Genomic DNA, 16,437 nt, shown 5'->3' on the forward strand with positions numbered 1-16,437 from the left:
CTGGGTATTAGCCCGATTGAGGAGCGTGCTGTTTACTTTACAACGCTGTCTGATTTTTACGTTTCATACCCCGCCATGCCAGCCACGCTACCGCCCCCACGCACAGGGCAAACCAGATGAAGGGCAGGCGAAGGTCGAGCAGGGATAGCCCGCCAAACAGCACCGTTGTCGTTATACTCGCCAGCCCCTGCATAGCCTGATTGATGCCAAAAGTTTCGCCCCGGTCAGTGTCCGTCGTGTGCCCCGCCATTAGCCCTTCTATCAGTCCCTGAATCAGTGAAATCGTTAAGCAGTCTATCGTGACGAGTACGTACAAACTAACTACTGAGGTGCCGATAAAACTATACCCTGCCAGCACCGGTACCGACAGGGCGGCCAGCCAGACAATGGCCCTGCGCTGATTGATGCGGTCGGCAAAGTAGGTATAAAACACGTAGTTGATAACCACACTCAGGAAGCCGAAATACATAAAGAAGTACGAAATCTGACGGGCATCCATCTGCATTGAACCAAAACTCACAAACGTGACGAAGTAAAAATAGTAGCCCGTGCTCATGGTGAGGGCTACCTGCATGAGTACCAACTGCTTCAGGCCGGGAGAGGCTGTATTCTTGTGGGACAGTCGCTGCCAGAGCGTCGTAACATCCACCGCCTGCCCAACGTCGGTTTTTAGTTCGCGCAGGGCAATCGGCACCACGGGCGTCTGTTTGGTTTCGCGCAGGAGCAGACTCAGTACCACGTTGACGGTGGACAGGATAATGGCCATCAGGATAACGACCCGCGCCTGATTTTCGGCATCGGTTACGTCGAGTACGGTTAGCAGCAGGCCCGCTACGCCCGGCCCGACCACAAAACCGAGCGAGAGAATGGCGCCTTCGATACCCAGGTTTTTGAAGAGCTTATCCGGCGGAGAAATATCCGTGATGGCCGACCGGACGGTAGCGTACATGCCATTCGTCAGCCCATCACTTACCCGGTTCGTCAGGTAATAGCCCAGCCGCACGGGGAGCAGCAGGCAGTTGGCCAACAGAGTACCAACGGCCGATACGATAAAAATGGACCGGCGACCGTACCCATCCGACAGTTTGCCCAGTAAAGGCCCGGAGAATAGTTGTACACCCAGAAAAAGCCCCGTGCCCAGGGCCAGCCACAACTCCGGGTGGGGTCGTTCTTTAACAAAGGCGGGCAGCACGGGGGCCACTGCCGAACCCACTACAACATCGAAAAAAATAATAGCGTAAATGAGGGCCAGTCGGCGATCCTGCACGGATTGGTGGATTAATTCAGCGGCAAAGGTAGCCGTAAAAAACTCACCACCCTTTGGTACCGGTCAGGTGCGCCAGCAGTAATCCATATTTATCCGGCAGGAGCCTGCACCCGTACAAGGCCACTGGGCGCAGGCGGTTGCTCCATTGCTTTTTGGTTTCGGCAAATGGGAAGGGCTTTGGTGTTTTGCCGGTGAGGATGTGTGTAACTCGTCCCGTTTGATAGCCCGTTTCTATTTCTCTTTCACCCGCTGTAAATCGAGGTCCTGAAAATCGAAACTAAAATCGGTTAGGGGCGAAATGGGCTTCATTTTGATAGAAGCCGGTTTCATGTTTTCATTGAGCTGAAACGTGACGTAGGCGTCGGCATCGAAACTCCGGTTGTTCCATTTTACCACAAAGGTATTATCCTTGTAGTAGAACAGTTCCCCTGTTAGTTTGGGCGAACGCACCGACTGGAGCCACCATTTGTTATCTTTCTGACTCAGGATTACATCGCCAAACCAGCGGTCGCGGTAGGTACCGGCATAGGTCGCAAAATCAACTTTTGCAGTGTTATTCTTTTGCTCACTGGTGATACCGGTCCAGATGTCTTTAGTTATTTTGTCGGCTTCGGCCATGCCTTTCTTTACCCGCTCGTCGTACCTGGCGACCCAGTCTGATGCCGGAATACCCAGATAGCTGTCTTTTATAGTGTTGGTAACCGCGCTGAAAGCCGCCCCCGACTGCTGATTGGTGAAAACGATAATGCCCAGGTTGAGTTCGGGCAACAGCGTAACCTGCGTTACCATCCCGGCCAGTCCACCCGTGTGGGTCACCTGTTTGTACCCTTGTACATCCGATAAAAACCAGCCCAGACCGTAGGCGGCAAAGTGGGTGTTGTAAGGCGGAACGGGCGTGGGGCTTACGGGTAAGATGGTTTGCGGTGCCCACATCTCATTATGAACACCTTCGCTGAACAGTCGCTTCCCCTCACCGTACTTACCGTTATTGAGTTGTGCAATGACCCATTTACTCATATCGGCCACGCTGGAGTTGATACCACCCGCCGAATACCCGAACCGGAACATGTCCCGGCTGATGACCTGCACCGTTCCGTTGACTGACGCGTGGGCATCAATCACGTTGCCTTTGTCGGGCAGCCGGGCGTATGAACCGGCACTGCGATTCATGCCCAGCGGTTTCATGATGCGCTCTTCCACAAACACTTCCCACGGCTTACCGCTTACCCGTTCCACCACTTCGCCCGCCACCATATACAGCAGGTTGTCGTAGTCGTATTTAGTCCGAAAGCCCGATGTTGGTTTCAGGTAGCGCAGGTTATGAATAATGTCCTTAATGGTAAAATTACTGGAATCAGGCCAGAACATCAGGTCACCCGCGCCCAGCCCCAGACCACTGCGGTGGGTAAGCAAATCCCGAATCGTGAATTCTTCGGTCACGTAGCCGTTGTACATCCGAAACTCCGGAATGTAGTCGATCACCTTATCGTCCCAGGTCAGTTTGCCTTCATCCATCAACATACCGATAGCGGCCGACGTGAAGGCTTTACTGTTGGACGCAATGCCGAAGGCGGTGTTTTCGTCTACTTTTTCCTTCGTTTTCAGCGAGCGAACACCGTACCCTTTCGCGTGTACTACCTTCCCATCTTTAACAACCGCCACGGCAATACCCGGCACATCAAACGTCGTCAGCGTGCGTTGCACCAGCGCGTCAATCTGCGGGGACGTAATCACCTGCGCCGTTGCGATTAATGGGCTGGCGGTAATCAGGCAAACCAGTAAGGGGAGAAGAAGGATTAGAGGTTGTTTTTTCATGATTAACAAAGAGGGAACAGTGAACGGTTGACGTCTACTAGTGAGAAACATTTCCGGATTTATGTGCTTTTGTCATCCCGACGCAGGAGGGATCTCAAGCGTCAGGGTAATTAGATACTTCCTGCGTCGGGATGACAAAAGCACGCTTATTTACAGCTTTAGTACTTACTTAGCCGATACCTGCCCCGTAATGGCAGCGGCTTTGTCGACCTGGTCGGTGAAGCGGTTGAGGGTAGCAGTAGTTGACCGGATTTGCTCGTCGGCTTCCGCCCATTTGCGCTCTTCGATTGCCTCCCGGATGCCGGGCAGGGTTTTTACGCCGTAGCCGGTATAAAAACCGGGGGCGTAAATCTGGTGTTTAAACCACGGCCGGCGGGGTAAGCCTTCTTCGCTCAGGAGGTAACGCTCTGTTTGGTACAAAAGCTGGTTCAGTTCCAGCTTCTGCGCGTTGGAGAGTGAAGATTCTTTTTTGCTGCCCTTATCGTATTCGCGGGCGCTCTTTTCCAGCCGGAGCAGGGCGTTTTCGAGCGGAGAAAAGTTCAGGTAAGGAACGGGTTCTTTACGGGTTGGGGACAGCATGGTTTCCTTCGGGTCGGCCACGGCGTCGTACCGCTTATCCTGAATGAGCTGGTTCTGTCGGTCGGTTTCTGCCCGCATCGTTTCGGCCAGTTTTTTTACTTCACTGCCGTACCGGGCCACCGTATTCGAGAAACTCTGGAACGAAAAGGGCAACACATCGGCATTGGCCAGTCGCAGGACACAGCGTCCCATCGTTTTTGCCAGCGCAACGCCATAGGCAAAGTCGGTATCTTTAAACTTAACATAGTCTTCGTAGGAGTCATACACGGAATGGTAGTCGCCACCTGCGTCCTCACCGCCAAAGCCAACATTCATGGCCGCAATGCCCGCGTGCTGCAAAAAGGAGGTGTAGTCGGAGCCGGACCCCAGGGCTTCAATACGCATGTCGTTCCCCGCCTGGGCTTCCTGCCGGGCCTCGGGAGAACCGTTCACCAGATTGGCCGCCCGGCGACGTTCCAGGATTGAGATACCTTTTTCGGGGTCGGTCACGTCGCGGGCTACCTGATTAAAAAAGGGCTCCAGCGTGTGCGAGCCGCCCGCCCCCAGAAAGCCCCGCCCGTTGCCGTCGGTGTTCAGGTAAGCCACCACATTTTTTTTCAGCAACTCCTCATTGGTTTCAACCCATTCGGTCGAGCCCAGCAGGCCCGGCTCTTCGCCATCCCAGGCCGCAAAAACGATTGTGCGCTTTGGTTTCCAGCCCGTTTTGGCCAGTTCGCTCAGGGCGCGGGCTTCTTCCAGCACCGCCACCATGCCGCTAACTGGATCGGCAGCCCCGTTTACCCAGGCATCGTGGTGGTTGCCGCGCATAATCCACTGATCAGGAAATTCGCTCCCTTTCATGGTAGCAATGATGTTATAGACCGGTTCGGTTTTCCAGTCGAAGGTGAGTTTCAGGTGTACTTTCGCCGGACCCGGACCCAGCCGGTAAGCGATGGGCAGGCCACCCCGCCAGGCTGTGGGAGCCATCGGGCCACCCATAGCTTTAAGCAGGGGCAGCGCATCGGCGTAGGAAATGGGTTGCACCGGTATTTTCATGATGGTCGGAGCCGATTTGTAATCCAGCCGCTTTGCGTCCTTCGTGGCACCGTAGCCGGGTGTGAGCGGATCGCCGGGGGCCACGGGCATATCCAGCACGGAGCCCCGCTGCACCATCGTTTCATTTTTAAACGGGCCTTTGGGGTACACATCGCCCTGTGCGTAGCCATCGTCTTTGGGGTCGGAATAGATAAGGCACCCGATAGCTCCTTTTTCGGCGGCTACTTTGGGTTTGATACCCCGCCAGGAACCCCCGTATTTGGCAATGACGATTTTCCCCTTTACGTCGATGCCCCGCCGTTCCAGTTCGTCGTAATCGCCGGGGACGCCGTAGTTGACAAAGACCAGTTCGGCGGTAACGTCGCCATCCGCCGAGAAGCAATTATAAGTAGGAAGCTGCTCGCGGGTCTGCTTCGAAACGGGGTCTTCCTTTACGGGTGCTTCAACCAGACCGGCTTTGTAGGTAGCTGGACTCACCAGTTCCAGGACCCGGATTTTGGGCGTGGGAAACAGCACGTACGACGTGTCGATACGGGTGTCGTAGCCCCAGGATTTGAACAGGGAGGCCATGAAGCGAGCGTTCTCCCGGTCGTATGGGGAGCCAACGTGGTGGGGCTGCGCGGCCAGTTTTTTCATCCATTCGCGCAGGTTATCGGCCTTTAGCTGGGCGTCGAACTGACTCTCCAGCGTGTATTCAGCCGAAGCCTGAGCGGGCGCGAAGCCCAGCAGCGGTTTTGTTAGAGCGGGGGCCTGTGCCGGGCTGTAGTGACTGAGCAGCAGACCGGCCAGCAGAAAGAGAGACTGTCTTGTGGAGCGAAGGAGCATAGTTGTCAGGTTGTTTGAATGGTTGAAAAAGCTACTTAAAATTCGAGCAAATAATATTGACACCGGAATGATTGACCAAATTCCTGAATGTCCCGCTGGTAGGTTGGGGTGAAGCCGTAGCGTTCGTAATACTGCATGAGTTTGGGGCGGATCGCATCCGTTTCAAGCTGGAGTTGAGTAATACCCCGTTGTCGGCATTCGTTCCGGCAAAAATCAATGATGGTACTAAACAGATTTTGTTTGGCAAAGGACCGTCGAATGGCCAATTTGTGAATAAACCCAGACGTATTGGCCGGAACGTCGGGCCAGAAAAGCGGGTCTTCCCATTGTAGAATAACCGTGGCCGCTGGTACAGCATCGACGTACAGAACGTAGCAATTGCCCTGCGTGTGGGTATCAATCAGGTTATCGGCCGTGAGGGTGTCCAGGTTCCACAGCGTTTGGCTGGTGTCCACAAGCCACTGACCTACTTCGCGCACGATAGCTAAAAATTCATCAGGCTGGTCATTACGAAACGAAAAAGGCATATGACTGGCGTAGGGGTGGTTGGGAAATCAGGGTAATATACGAACCAGGTTCTGGCAACATTTGGTCCGGCTCCCAAGTTAAGCACCTATGACGAAAACTAACAGAACAATCCTGCAATCGCTGGGCAGTGGGTTAATTGGTGCCACCGCGCTTACCGTACTCCACGAAACCGCCCGTCGGTTTATTTCCGATGCGCCCCGGGCCGATATTCTGGGCATGCGTGCCATCTCGAAGGTGATGGAAAGTGCTGACGAAAAACCCCCCGCCGACGATGAGCTGCACACCTGGGCGCTGGGGGGTGATCTACTATCGAATACGCTCTACTACAGCATGATCGGGTTTGCCAAACCCAAACATGCGCTGCTGGCCGGTACGGCTCTGGGGCTGGCTGCTGGGCTGGGTGCGGTTGGCTTACCCGGCCCGATGGGGCTGGGAACGGCGCCTACCCGCCGAACGGAGGCTACGACGGTCATGACCGTTGGCTGGTATTTGGTGGGTGGCCTGGTAACGGCAGTTGCGTTTAAGGCACTGAAGAAGAAGCGGCTGCTTAAGGCATTTCCTTTTTTGAAAAAGTAAAACAGCTGTTTTTCAATACCATTCAAAACCAGCACGAGCGTCTGTCGGCTTCAAACCTGATACTAACCGGCAGACAGTGTACCGTATGAAAGTCATTCAATTTACCCAAACCGGCGGGCCGGACGTGCTCACCCTCACCGATCTGCCAACGCCATCGCCCAAAGCGGGCGACGTGCTGGTGCGGCATACCGCCATCGGCATCAATTACATTGACACGTACCACCGCACCGGCCTGTATCCAGTTCCATTGCCCTACGTGCCAGGTTCGGAAGGAGCGGGGGTGATTGAAAAACTGGGGGAGGGAGTAACGGACCTGACGGTTGGGCAGCGCGTAGCCTATGTCATGCAGCCCGGTGCCTATGCCGAATACAGCAGCGTTCCGGCTGATAAACTAGTGTTAATCCCGGATGGTATGACCGATCAGCAGGCGGCCGCCGTCCTGTTGCAGGGCATGACTGCCCATTATCTGGCGTTTACCACGTATCCAATTCGCCCCGGCGATACGGTACTGATTCATGCCGGAGCTGGTGGCGTTGGCTTGTTGCTGACCCAGATAGCCCGAATGCGGGGTGCGCGGGTTATTACCACGGTATCGATAGAAGAAAAAGCGCAGTTATCCCGCGAAAACGGAGCCGACGAGGTGATTTTGTACACCCAAACGGATTTTGCCGACGAAGTGAAGAGACTGACTGGTGGCCAGGGGGTTCATGCCGTGTACGATTCTGTGGGGAAGACTACGTTTGAGGGAAGCCTGAATTGCCTGAAACCCGTTGGGATGATGGTATCCTTCGGCAATGCGAGTGGGGCCGTACCGCCGTTTGCTCCGGCTTTGCTGGCCAGTAAAGGGTCGCTTATGTTTACCCGTCCGTCGCTGGCGCACTACATCCTGACTCGTTCAGCGTTACTGGAACGGGCCACTACGCTATTCAACTGGGTGGTTGAGGGCAAGCTGACTGTACATATTCAGCCTACCTATGCCCTGGCCGATGCCGCACAGGCCCACCGCGACCTTGAAGCACGGAAAACAACCGGAAAACTACTGCTGATACCCTGAGTAAAGATGTTTGTAGCCTACCTGAAATAGTCGTTCGATGGGTTTCTTTTCGGGAGGACAACGACCCCGAAGATATTGTTTACGCTCCCAGTACGTCGCCACCCGGTTGTGTTACCCTTCATAGTCCGGAGAGATGGGTGAGCGCCTGAATTCATTGGGCGTAATGCCCACGTATTTTTTGAAAAACTGACTAAAATCAGGCTGGTCGGCGAAGCCAATAAGCTGGCTGATTTCCTGCAACGTCCGGGCGGTTTGAAGCAGCAGCGCTTTACTTTCTTCCAGCAAGCGATTTTTGATGACTGTGCTGATGGGTTGCTCGGTAACCATCTAGTTCCTTCGTCACAAAAACTCCTTACACAAAACGGGGAAGAAATTATGGATTGTCGTCAACCGGGCATATAGTGAAGTAATGAGACTTCCCCTTACGCGTAACTATCGCCGGTAAAAGGCTTAGTTCATCAGGCGGTATTCACTGGGTGACACACCCACTTTTTGCTTGAAGAACCGGGTAAAATGCTGCGAATATTTAAAGCCCATTTCATAAGAAATTTCACTGATGGACTTAGAGGTATCAAAGATGCGTTCTTTGGCTAGATCAATCAGACGAAGCTGGATGTATTCCAGCGCCGATTTGCCGGTTTCTTTCTTGATTAAATCGCCAAAGTAGTTGGCTGACAGGTGCAATTCACCGGCGAAGCGGGCTACCGTTGGAACACCATCGGTTTTCAGCTTATCTCCTGCCAAATACTCATTTAGTTTCTGCTCAAACTGCTCAATAATACCGTGGTTGGCATGCTCACGGGTGATAAACTGACGGTCGTAGAAACGTAAACAATATTTCAGCAGCAATTCAAGATTGGCTACAATCAACTTCTTGCTATGCCGATCAATATTTTGAGAAACTTCGGTGGCAATATTCGCAAAACAGACATCCACAAGGTCTCTTTCTTTTTCTGAAAGATGCAGGGCTTCGTTGGATTGATAGCTGAAAAACGAATAGTCGTGAACTTGTTTGCCTAAGCTAGTGCCTTTTATAATGTCGGAATGAAAGATGAGGGCTTTGCCAAAGGGTTGATGGATTTCCCCTTCCGGTTCGCTTGTGATAATCTGCCCAGGTCCAAAAAAGACGACAGTGCCCTCGGCATAATCATAGTATTTGTTACCGTATCGCAGATCACCACAGTGGGTCTCCTTGATAATAATGGCATAAAAGTCCAGCGTAAACTTCGTTCTTTCCAACGGGGCGGATTTATTTAAATCAACCAGACTGATGAGCGGGTGCTGCGTCTTGTTGTTATGCCTATCGCAGAACTTTTTTATGGTATCGTAGACGATCATCGACTTGTTTTTAGGTCAAAGCTATAGACGAAAACAGTGGGTCACCACGGAAACAGTGAAAGTGGTAAGTAAAACCGTAAAATGTATAAAAGTAAGTCTATAGATGCCAGGTAATTTTGCAGTGGATTTACTTGGCCACCCCTATAATCGTCTGTAAATGAAGATCCTCGTTCTATTTTTCTTTCCACTCCTGCTACTCATCGGTGGTATGGCCTGCAAAACGGATGATGGCCTGGTTTCCGTGCAATCCGGCACTGAAAACAACGATCCGAATATAATGCGCAATCAATTAAAAATTACCATTGGCACCCGTACGTTCAGGGCAACGCTCGGCAGCAATGCCGCTATAACCGCATTCAAAGCCCGGCTACCCCTGACTATCTCCATGAAGGAGTTGAACGGGAATGAGAAGTTTACGGACCTGACCAACGACTTGCCCACAAACGCCACGAAACCCGGTATCATTCAAACGGGCGATTTGATGCTCTACGGCAGCAACACGCTGGTGCTTTTTTATGAATCGTTTCAGACATCATACAATTATACAAAACTGGGGCGTATTGATAACCCCGCGGCACTGGCTGCCGCCGTGGGCACCGGAAGCGTTACGGTTACTTTTGAATAAGTCTGCTCAAAAAGAAAAGGCAGCCACCTATGGTTCAGCAAATGGAATTAAATAAAACATAAAAAGGAAGTGCATGAAATTAAAAATAACCATCGGTCAAACTGTGCTAACAGCTACGATGTATGATAATCCAACTGCTGCCGATTTTATTGCACTGTTGCCTTTGACCCTTACCCTTCAGGATTATGCGGCCGACAAAAGATGCACCTGCAGGATATAAGCCATCAGTTGGGGATATAACCTTTTATGCACCTTGGGGTAACCTTGCCATCTTTTATAAAGGCTTCAGTTATTCAAATGGTTTGATTGTTATGGGCAAGATAGATTGAGATATGCGTGTTTTAAAACAGTCTGGATCGGTTCAGGCTACTATTGAGCTTATTGGTTAACCTAACTTAATAAAATGAAACTCATTATGACAAAGATAAAAATGTTGTCAGCGAGCATTTGCCTGCTTCTGTTGACTGTCGGTTGTAGTCAGAAAGCTGCTGATAATAAAAGCAGTAATCAAGTAGAGGCTATTTTTCCTAAAGGGGAATTAGGACCGGCCCAAAACTTCACCGGTAAGGCATGGGCCTACAGTTTGGTTGCCAATGATAGTACGTACAATACGCTGGTGGGCAACGTCTATTTTGAGCCGGGTGCCCGAAGCAACTGGCACATTCATCCGGCCGGACAGATGCTGCTCATTACCGATGGCGTGGGCTACCACCAGATAAAAGGCCAGCCCCGGCAAACGATCAGGAAAGGCGATGTAGTAAAGTGCCCGCCCAACGTCATGCACTGGCACGGTGCCAGCCCTGATACTGGTATGCAGCAGATCTATATCCTGCCCAATACGGAAAAAGGAATTGTGAAATGGCTGCACCCGGTCTCGGATGAGGAATATGGGGCTAAGTGAGTCACAATCTAAAATTAGATGGTACAACATGATGGAAAGTAATATCAAGGGTCACCTGTCGCTTTGGCATAATGGCCTCAAGCCGTAAATACTGATCTAGGTACGCCCTCAGTAACACTACCTAGTACACTGATTTATATAGCGAAGTGGATATTGATTAACCCCATAAATCGGAATACGATGGAAGAGACAAACGAGTCGACGATAAGTCGGCGTGAAATGATTGTTGGAACGACCGCTGCGATTGCCGCTATCACCCTGGCGAACGTGATGGGCACCCAGGCGGCTCCGCATTCAGTTCCCCTGTCGCTGGCGAAGGTATCATTTACCGTGAATGGGCAATCCCACGACCTGGAAATGGATACCCGAACGACCCTGCTCGATACCCTCCGGGAACACCTGCACGTTACGGGCACCAAAAAAGGCTGTGACCACGGGCAGTGTGGCGCGTGCACAGTACTGGTCAACAACCAGCGGATCAATTCCTGTCTATCGCTGGCTCTCCAGCATCAGGGCGATACCATCACGACCATTGAGGGGCTGGGAACACCAGACAAGCTCCATCCCATGCAGGCGGCATTCATCAAGCATGATGGCTATCAGTGTGGCTATTGTACCCCAGGTCAGATTTGCTCAGCCGTAGCGGTGCTCAACGAAATTAAAGCCGGCATACCCAGCCACGTGAGCGCCAGTCTGTTGGATACACCACAGGTCACCAATATGGAACTGCGCGAACGGATGAGTGGCAACATCTGCCGCTGCGGGGCTTACTCCAATATTGCCGAAGCGATGAGTGAAGTGGCTCAGAAGCAAGCCTAAATCACCAGCTCATACCCGATCCTAATTAATCCGTAGCCAGCCCTAAATCAACAAAGGCTTATGAAAACTTTCACCTACGAGCGGGCAAGCACACCCGCCGAAGCCGCGGCTGCCTCGGCCCGAACGCCGGGGGCTAAATTCCTAGCCGGGGGTACCAACCTGCTCGATTTGATGAAGCTGGAAATCGAAGCCCCACAGCATATCATCGATATTGGTAAAATTGGCCTCAACAAGATCGAATCAACCCCAACTGGCGGTCTGCGCATCGGCGCCCTGGTGAGCAATACGAATCTGGCGGCTCACCCCATCGTACGCCGGGATTACGGGCTGCTGGCCAGGGCGCTGCTGGCGGGCGCATCGGGGCAGTTGCGCAACAAGGCTACTACGGCCGGTAACCTGCTGCAACGTACACGCTGCCCCTATTTTTACGATACCAACCAGCTTTGTAACAAGCGCGTGCCCGGCAGCGGGTGCGCGGCCATTGCCGGATTTAGTCGGCAACTGGGCATCATCGGTACCAGTACTTCGTGCATCGCTACCTATCCGGGCGACATGGCCGTGGCTATGCGCGCCCTCGATGCGACGGTTGAAACGGTAAAAGCCAACGGGGCCAAACGAACCCTTTCGCTGGACCAGCTTTACCGCCTGCCGGGCCAGACTCCGCACCTGGAAACGACACTGGAGAAAAACGAACTGATTACCACTGTCGTCCTGCCGCCACCCGTGGGTGGGGTACATATCTACCACAAGGTGCGCGACCGTAGCTCTTACGCCTTTGCCCTGGTCTCAGTAGGGGCTATTCTCAAGAAAGATGGCACAGGCCGGGTAGCTGTTGGGGGGATAGCCCCCCGACCCTGGCGGATTGAGTCGGCCGAACCACTGCTGCCATCCGGGGCGAAGGCATTTACCGCTCAACTCCTGAAAGGAGCCCGACCCACCAAAGAAAACGAGTTTAAGCTAGCCCTGGTTGAACGAACCCTGGCGGCCGTTTTAAACGAAGCCAAGCACTGACATGAAATTTGAAACGCCTGCCGGAACCAACCCAATCGACCAGCTCAAGGTCATTGGGAAACCAACCGACCGCATCGAAGGCCCGCTGAAAACAACGGGAACGGCTACATACGCCTACGAACACAATGACGAAGTTACGAATCCCGCTTATGGATACGTTGTGGGTGCGGGCATTGCCAAAGGCCGCATAAAGGCCATCGACCAGACGAAAGCAAAAGCCGCGCCCGGTGTACTAGCCATCGTAACGGCGGCCAGTGCCGGGCCGCTCAAGACGGGTCAGTTCTACGTCGACCGGCTGCTGGCCGGGCCAGACATCGACCATTACCACCAGGCGGTCGCCGTGGTGGTGGCCGAGACCTTCGAGCAGGCCCGCGCTGCGGCTTCACTCCTGAAAATAAGCTACACAAAAACCAAAGGAGCGTTCGATCTGGCAGCCGCCAAAGACTCGGCACCCCTTATCAAGCAGGGTCAGTTTAGTCCACCCCCGACAACGAACGTGGGGAATTTTGAGGGAGCCTTTGCGTCGGCCCCGGTCAAGCTGGACGAAACCTACACCACCCCCGACCAGACCCATGCCATGATGGAGCCTCACGCAACCATTGCCAAATGGGACGGGGATAAGCTGACGTGCTGGGCATCCATTCAACAGATCAATTGGGGCGTTCGGGACATAGCTACGGTGCTGGGTATCCCGAAAGAGAATATCCGGCTCATATCGGCCTTTATTGGTGGCGGCTTCGGCGGGAAAGGTACCGTCCTGTCCGACATTATCGCGGCTGCCCTGGCGGCACGGGCCGCGGGTCGACCGGTAAAAGTAACCCTGCCCCGGCCGCTGATTGCCAATAACACGACCCACCGTCCCGCCACGATCCAGCGCATCCGCATTGGGGCCACTCCCGACGGAACCATCACCGCTATCGGGCACGAAAGCTGGTCAGGTAATTTGCCCGGCGGAATATCCGAAACGGCCACCGCAGCGACCCGGCTGCTGTACGCGGGCGCCAATCGGTTTACCCAACTCCGGTTAGCCGTTCTCGATCTGGCCGAAGGAAGTGCCATGCGGGCACCGGGGGAAGCCACAGGGATGATGGCGCTGGAAATCGCCATGGATGAGCTGGCCGAAAAACTGACCATGGACCCCGTGGCCTTCCGTATTAAAAACGATACGCAGGAAGACCCCGGAAAACCCGGCCGTAAATTTTCATCCCGCAAACTGGTCGAGTGTCTGCAAACCGGGGCCAAGCAATTTGGCTGGAACAAGCGGCAAGCTAAACCCGGCACCGTTCGAGAGGGTCAATGGCTGATCGGGATGGGCGTGGCATCGGCCATCCGGGGGGCACCCATCCTGAAGTCGGCCGCCCGCGTTCGGTTGAGCCGGGAAGGCATCGTGACGGTCGAGACCGATATGACCGATATTGGAACGGGTAGTTACACCATTATCGGGCAAACGGCGGCCGAGATGATGGGCATTAGCCTAGATAAAGTGGTCGTCAAACTGGGCGATTCAACGTTTCCCGAATCACCCGGCTCGGGTGGACAGTGGGGAGCGGCCTCCGCTACATCGGGCGTATATGCCGCCTGCGTCAAACTGCGTGAAGCGGTGGCCAATTCACTGGGCGTTAGCCTCGAGGAAGCCGAGTTTGTGGGTGGACAGGTACGCGGGGGTAACCGCAGCTATCCGCTGGGCGACGCAGCTAAAGCCACCGAGCTGGTTGTCCAGGATGAAATGACCTACGGAACCCTTTCCAGGGAGTATGCGCAGGATGCCTTCGGGGCTCATTTCGTGGAAGTGGGCGTAAACAGCTATACCGGGGAGATCCGGGTCCGACGAATGCTGGCGGTTTGCCATGCCGGGCGTATTCTGAATCCCAAAGCCGCCCGCAGTCAGGTCATCGGTGCCATGACAATGGGCGTGGGCGCGGCCCTGATGGAAGAACTGGTGGTGGATAAACAGGTTGGTTTCTTTGTCAACCACGACCTGGCAGGCTATGAAGTGCCCGTTCATGCTGACATTCCGCATCAGGAAGTCGTACTGCTCGAAGACCTCGACCCGACCATGTCGCCCATGAAGGCCAAAGGTATTGGTGAACTGGGTATCGTTGGCGTAGCGGCCGCGGTTGCCAACGCTGTTTATAACGCCACAGGGATTAGGGTTCGCGAATACCCCATTACTCTCGATAAGCTGATTGGTAAACTCAGCATCAATGGGTGATATGAAAAATAATAGTAAAGGGAAGGTGATCGTCATTACAGGGGCAAGCAGTGGTATGGGCGAAGCGGCAGCCAGGCACTTGTCAACCCGTACGTACAATACGCTGGTGGGCAACGTCTCTTTCGAGCCGGGTGCCCGAAGCAACCGCTTCGGCGGACCGATGGCACATTCATCCGGCCGGACAAATGCTGCTCATTACCGATGGCGTGGGCTACCACCAGATAAAAGGCCAGCCCCGTCAAACGATCAGGAAAGGCGATGTAGTAAAGTGCCCGCCCAACGTCATGCACTGGCACGGTGCCAGTCCTGATACCGGTATGCAGCAAATCTATATCCTGCCCATTACGGAAAAAGGAATTGTGAAATGGCTGCACCCGGTTTCGGATGGAGAATACACCAAAGATAATTAAAGCAAAAAGCCATGAAGCAGATGACTAAATCAACTTGTAAACTACTGATACTACTGGTAGCCTCAGTAATCATATCACTGGTTACTACTATGAATGCAATTGCCAAAATCACTTTTTCAAAAGCACAGCCGGTTGAAACATATACCGTAACGCTTGTTCCGGCCGAAAACGGTTCTTATACAATTACGCCCACCATTCCGGAAGACGGTAAACTACCGGCGGGCACCATACTAACCGTTAAAGCAAAGCCAGCATCCGGTTTTAGTTTGGATGCGGTTTACTACACCGTAAAGGGAGGCATGTGGGGAACGACAAGCTACGAGAGCTTTTCGCCTACCACGAAAATTGCCGTGACAAAAGACATGGCTGTCGGGGCAACATTTGTTCCCGGTTCACTGGTGGAGAACATCAATGTAACGCAGGACATCGTTTATGCCAAGCCAGGAATCAAGCCCCTGAAGTACGATGTCTTCTCACCGAAAGAGGCCAAAAATCTTCCGTGTATCATCATTATTCATGGTGGCGGTTGGTCTTCCAACAATGAAGACATCATGCGGAGCCTGGCGCGTGAACTGGTGAAAGGTGGCCGCTATGTCGTATTCAGTATTGACTACCGGTGGATTAACAAGCTGGATGGAGAAACAAAGCCTACTCACATGCATCAATTGATTGATGATGTTTTTGGGGCTATAGCGCATATCCAGGAACATGCTGCACAGTACGGTGGCGATCCAACCCGCATTGCGGTTACGGGCGACAGTGCCGGTGGTCATTTAGCTGAAGCAGCGGCAACCCTTAGTCCACTTATTGGCGACGGTGGTTTTGGTATAACGAGTGGAGTTTACCAGTATATGCCAAGCTACCTGCCGAAAGGAAAATCAATTGTCGACGTAAAGAATGAGATTACCAGGGCGATCAAGGCTGTGGCACCCAGTTATGGGCCGTCCGATGCGGCTGACTTCAAAATGTTTGTGGAGCAAACAGACCAGGGGTATTGGGATGCCATCTCTCCCATAAAGCATGTTGCCAACGTTCGCGACCGTGTTCTTCCGCACTTCATTGTGCGTGGCACCGCAGATGCACTCGTCACCCATGACGTGGTGCAGCGGTATGTAGATGTGCTGAAAGCGGCCGGACAACCCGTTCAATACAGTCAGGTGGACGGTGCCGGGCACGCCTTTTTTGATTGGAAGCCAGACGCAGCCACAAGAGCAACATTTGCCCGGTACGGTGTACCCTACGCAGCTCAAATGCAGGCCTTCTTCAACACTGTTTTTTACAAGGGTTAATACGGGTTATTTTTTGACATGATAGACGTAAAAAATAGTAAAGCGTTCGGCACAGAAGCAGCCGAAGCGCCTTTGAACCGTGGTGTCAAATATCGCTTCGTCATTGACATGGCTTCGCTGAAAAAATAAGCGCGGTCTTGTTTGCCCGCAAAT

General features: G+C 53.2%; 15 protein-coding genes and 1 pseudogene. 10 read left to right on the forward strand and 6 right to left on the reverse strand.

Annotated features, from left to right (window positions below; all coding sequences use genetic code 11):
• Window positions 1-37: 37 nt before the first annotated feature.
• From B156_RS0106975 to B156_RS0106990, 4 genes are all read right to left on the reverse strand, one after another.
• Window positions 38-1,267, reverse strand: coding sequence for an MFS transporter (locus B156_RS0106975; protein WP_018618948.1), 1,230 nt, complete (start codon window positions 1,265-1,267; stop codon window positions 38-40).
• Between the two features lie 231 nt (window positions 1,268-1,498).
• On the reverse strand, window positions 1,499-3,082 hold the full coding sequence (locus B156_RS0106980) for a serine hydrolase (RefSeq protein WP_018618949.1): 1,584 nt from the start codon (window positions 3,080-3,082) through the stop codon (window positions 1,499-1,501).
• Window positions 3,083-3,247: 165 nt separating this feature from the next.
• Window positions 3,248-5,521: a M28 family metallopeptidase gene (locus B156_RS0106985; protein WP_018618950.1), complete on the reverse strand. Its 2,274-nt coding sequence runs from the start codon at window positions 5,519-5,521 to the stop codon at window positions 3,248-3,250.
• Window positions 5,522-5,556: 35 nt separating this feature from the next.
• Window positions 5,557-6,048 (reverse strand): GNAT family N-acetyltransferase, encoded by a 492-nt coding sequence (locus B156_RS0106990; RefSeq protein WP_018618951.1) that lies wholly within the window; start codon window positions 6,046-6,048, stop codon window positions 5,557-5,559.
• An 88-nt stretch (window positions 6,049-6,136) separates the two neighbouring features.
• Between B156_RS0106990 and B156_RS0106995 the strand changes: the two genes are divergently transcribed.
• Both B156_RS0106995 and B156_RS0107000 read left to right on the forward strand, forming a co-directional pair.
• Window positions 6,137-6,625 (forward strand): hypothetical protein, encoded by a 489-nt coding sequence (locus B156_RS0106995; protein ID WP_018618952.1) that lies wholly within the window; start codon window positions 6,137-6,139, stop codon window positions 6,623-6,625.
• An 85-nt stretch (window positions 6,626-6,710) separates the two neighbouring features.
• Entirely contained in the window at window positions 6,711-7,679 is a 969-nt protein-coding gene (locus B156_RS0107000) for a quinone oxidoreductase family protein (RefSeq protein ID WP_018618953.1), read from the forward strand.
• Between the two features lie 111 nt (window positions 7,680-7,790).
• On the opposite strand, the gene B156_RS0107005 is transcribed toward B156_RS0107000, so the two are convergent.
• On the reverse strand, window positions 7,791-8,006 hold the full coding sequence (locus B156_RS0107005; protein WP_018618954.1) for a helix-turn-helix domain-containing protein: 216 nt from the start codon (window positions 8,004-8,006) through the stop codon (window positions 7,791-7,793).
• 123 nt (window positions 8,007-8,129) lie between these two features.
• Window positions 8,130-9,017: a helix-turn-helix domain-containing protein gene (locus B156_RS0107010; RefSeq protein WP_018618955.1), complete on the reverse strand. Its 888-nt coding sequence runs from the start codon at window positions 9,015-9,017 to the stop codon at window positions 8,130-8,132.
• 157 nt (window positions 9,018-9,174) lie between these two features.
• Between B156_RS0107010 and B156_RS0107015 the strand changes: the two genes are divergently transcribed.
• From B156_RS0107015 to B156_RS0107050, 8 genes and pseudogenes are all read left to right on the forward strand, one after another.
• On the forward strand, window positions 9,175-9,642 hold the full coding sequence (locus tag B156_RS0107015) for a cyclophilin-like fold protein (protein WP_018618956.1): 468 nt from the start codon (window positions 9,175-9,177) through the stop codon (window positions 9,640-9,642).
• Between the two features lie 73 nt (window positions 9,643-9,715).
• Window positions 9,716-9,971: pseudogene (locus B156_RS32550) on the forward strand (cyclophilin-like fold protein).
• Between the two features lie 74 nt (window positions 9,972-10,045).
• On the forward strand, window positions 10,046-10,543 hold the full coding sequence (locus B156_RS0107025; RefSeq protein WP_018618957.1) for a cupin domain-containing protein: 498 nt from the start codon (window positions 10,046-10,048) through the stop codon (window positions 10,541-10,543).
• Between the two features lie 180 nt (window positions 10,544-10,723).
• Window positions 10,724-11,362 (forward strand): aldehyde dehydrogenase iron-sulfur subunit PaoA, encoded by a 639-nt coding sequence (gene paoA / locus B156_RS0107030; RefSeq protein ID WP_026260662.1) that lies wholly within the window; start codon window positions 10,724-10,726, stop codon window positions 11,360-11,362.
• 60 nt (window positions 11,363-11,422) lie between these two features.
• Window positions 11,423-12,373, forward strand: a complete 951-nt coding sequence (locus tag B156_RS0107035; protein WP_018618959.1) for an FAD binding domain-containing protein — start codon at window positions 11,423-11,425, stop codon at window positions 12,371-12,373.
• A gap of 1 nt (window position 12,374) precedes the next feature.
• On the forward strand, window positions 12,375-14,585 hold the full coding sequence (gene paoC, locus B156_RS0107040) for an aldehyde oxidoreductase molybdenum-binding subunit PaoC (protein WP_018618960.1): 2,211 nt from the start codon (window positions 12,375-12,377) through the stop codon (window positions 14,583-14,585).
• 131 nt (window positions 14,586-14,716) lie between these two features.
• Window positions 14,717-14,995: a cupin domain-containing protein gene (locus B156_RS28870; RefSeq protein WP_342664401.1), complete on the forward strand. Its 279-nt coding sequence runs from the start codon at window positions 14,717-14,719 to the stop codon at window positions 14,993-14,995.
• 89 nt (window positions 14,996-15,084) lie between these two features.
• Window positions 15,085-16,284: an alpha/beta hydrolase gene (locus tag B156_RS0107050; protein ID WP_018618962.1), complete on the forward strand. Its 1,200-nt coding sequence runs from the start codon at window positions 15,085-15,087 to the stop codon at window positions 16,282-16,284.
• The last annotated feature ends 153 nt before the right edge of the window (window positions 16,285-16,437 follow it).

This window comes from Spirosoma luteum DSM 19990, assembly GCF_000374065.1.
In the GTDB taxonomy this organism is placed as follows: domain Bacteria; phylum Bacteroidota; class Bacteroidia; order Cytophagales; family Spirosomataceae; genus Spirosoma; species Spirosoma luteum.

Excerpts from the sequence above, each read along its gene's own strand:
- B156_RS0106980 (WP_018618949.1), bottom strand. The coding sequence starts at position 3,082 with ATGAAAAAACAACCTCTAATCCTTCTTCTCCCCTTACTGGTTTGCCTG.
- B156_RS0106985 (WP_018618950.1), bottom strand. The coding sequence starts at position 5,521 with ATGCTCCTTCGCTCCACAAGACAGTCTCTCTTTCTGCTGGCCGGTCTG.
- B156_RS0106990 (WP_018618951.1), bottom strand. The coding sequence starts at position 6,048 with ATGCCTTTTTCGTTTCGTAATGACCAGCCTGATGAATTTTTAGCTATC.
- B156_RS0106995 (WP_018618952.1), top strand. The coding sequence starts at position 6,137 with ATGACGAAAACTAACAGAACAATCCTGCAATCGCTGGGCAGTGGGTTA.
- B156_RS0107000 (WP_018618953.1), top strand. The coding sequence starts at position 6,711 with ATGAAAGTCATTCAATTTACCCAAACCGGCGGGCCGGACGTGCTCACC.
- B156_RS0107005 (WP_018618954.1), bottom strand. The coding sequence starts at position 8,006 with ATGGTTACCGAGCAACCCATCAGCACAGTCATCAAAAATCGCTTGCTG.
- B156_RS0107010 (WP_018618955.1), bottom strand. The coding sequence starts at position 9,017 with ATGATCGTCTACGATACCATAAAAAAGTTCTGCGATAGGCATAACAAC.
- B156_RS0107015 (WP_018618956.1), top strand. The coding sequence starts at position 9,175 with ATGAAGATCCTCGTTCTATTTTTCTTTCCACTCCTGCTACTCATCGGT.
- B156_RS0107025 (WP_018618957.1), top strand. The coding sequence starts at position 10,046 with ATGAAACTCATTATGACAAAGATAAAAATGTTGTCAGCGAGCATTTGC.
- paoA (WP_026260662.1), top strand. The coding sequence starts at position 10,724 with ATGGAAGAGACAAACGAGTCGACGATAAGTCGGCGTGAAATGATTGTT.
- B156_RS0107035 (WP_018618959.1), top strand. The coding sequence starts at position 11,423 with ATGAAAACTTTCACCTACGAGCGGGCAAGCACACCCGCCGAAGCCGCG.
- paoC (WP_018618960.1), top strand. The coding sequence starts at position 12,375 with ATGAAATTTGAAACGCCTGCCGGAACCAACCCAATCGACCAGCTCAAG.
- B156_RS0107050 (WP_018618962.1), top strand. The coding sequence starts at position 15,085 with ATGAATGCAATTGCCAAAATCACTTTTTCAAAAGCACAGCCGGTTGAA.